Source organism: Cupriavidus sp. HPC(L) (assembly GCF_000307735.3).
Lineage (GTDB): Bacteria > Pseudomonadota > Gammaproteobacteria > Burkholderiales > Burkholderiaceae > Cupriavidus.
Window position 1 is genome coordinate 1 of sequence record NZ_AMPR02000377.1, and the last position, 1,457, is coordinate 1,457.

Annotated in this window: 1 protein-coding gene; it reads left to right on the forward strand. The window is 69.0% G+C overall.

The window, feature by feature from the left end; translation table 11 throughout:
• Window positions 1-37 precede the first annotated feature (37 nt).
• Complete coding sequence (purD, locus tag B551_RS18065) at window positions 38-1,306, forward strand: phosphoribosylamine--glycine ligase (RefSeq protein ID WP_006577226.1); 1,269 nt, start codon at window positions 38-40, stop codon at window positions 1,304-1,306.
• Window positions 1,307-1,457 lie beyond the last annotated feature (151 nt).

Sequence of the window (1,457 nt, forward strand, 5' to 3'; positions counted from 1 at the left end):
CCGCCCTCCCCAAAGCTTTATCTTCTGGCAGTGGATCATGAAAGTATTGGTTGTCGGCTCGGGCGGACGTGAACACGCGCTGGCCTGGAAACTGGCCCAGTCGCCCAAGGTGCAGGTCGTCTACGTGGCGCCGGGCAACGGCGGCACGGCGCTGGACAAGCGGCTGCAGAACGTCCCGGTGACCGATCCGGCGGCGCTGGCCGAGTTTGCCCGGCAGGAGGGCGTGCATTTCACCGTGGTCGGTCCCGAGGCGCCGCTGGCGGCCGGCATCGTCGACGTGTTCCGCGCGCAGGGCCTGCGGATCTTCGGGCCGAGCAAGGCCGCCGCGCAGCTCGAGTCGTCGAAGGACTTCGCCAAGGCCTTCATGCACCGGCACCAGATTCCGACCGCCGCCTACCAGACCTTCGCCGATGCCGGCGAGGCGCACGCCTATATCGACGCGCAGGGCGCGCCGATCGTGATCAAGGCCGACGGCCTGGCTGCGGGCAAGGGCGTGGTGGTCGCCACCACGCTGGAAGAGGCGCACGCCGCGGTCGACATGATGCTGGCCGACAACAAGCTCGGCGATGCCGGCGCCCGCGTGGTCATCGAGGAATTCCTCGAGGGCGAGGAGGCGAGCTTCATCGTGATGGTCGATGGCGCCAACGTGCTGGCGCTGGCGACCAGCCAGGACCACAAGCGCCTGCTCGACGGCGATTCCGGCCCCAATACCGGCGGCATGGGCGCCTATTCGCCGGCACCGGTGGTCACGCCGGCGCTGCATGCGCGCGTGCTGCGCGAAATCATCATGCCGACCGTGCGCGGCATGGAGAAGGACGGCATCCCGTACACCGGCTTCCTGTACGCCGGCCTGATGATCGACAGCGAAGGCAACCCGAAGACGCTCGAATTCAACTGCCGCATGGGCGATCCCGAGACGCAGCCGATCATGGCGCGGCTCAAGACCGACCTGTTCGACGTGATGGAGCACGCGGTCAATGGCCGGCTCGACGCGGTGGAACTCGACTGGGACCGCCGCACCGCGCTGGGCGTGGTGATGGCCGCGCATGGCTACCCGGATGCGCCACGCAAGGGCGACCTGATCACCGGCATCCCGGCCGAGACCGACGACAGCGTGACCTTCCACGCCGGCACCACGCTGGCCGACGGCAAGCTGCTGACCGCCGGCGGCCGCGTGCTGTGCGTGGTGGGCCTGGCCGATACCGTCAAGGCGGCGCAGCGCGCGGCCTACGCGGCCGCCCAGCAGATCCACTTCGACGGCATGCAGTACCGCTCGGATATCGGATATCGGGCGATCAAGCGCTGACGAATCGGTGCTCCGTCGGCTCGCCGACATGGCTCCAGCCGATGTTGTTCTCCCTCTCCCCCTCAGGGGGAGAGGGCCGGGGAGAGGGGGTGGTTTCGAATATCGTCGTGACGCCACCGCCCTTCCCCCCCCCCCCCCCCCCCCCCCCCCC

Coding starts and splice junctions, on each gene's coding strand:
- purD (WP_006577226.1), top strand. CDS start 38: ATGAAAGTATTGGTTGTCGGCTCGGGCGGACGTGAACACGCGCTGGCC.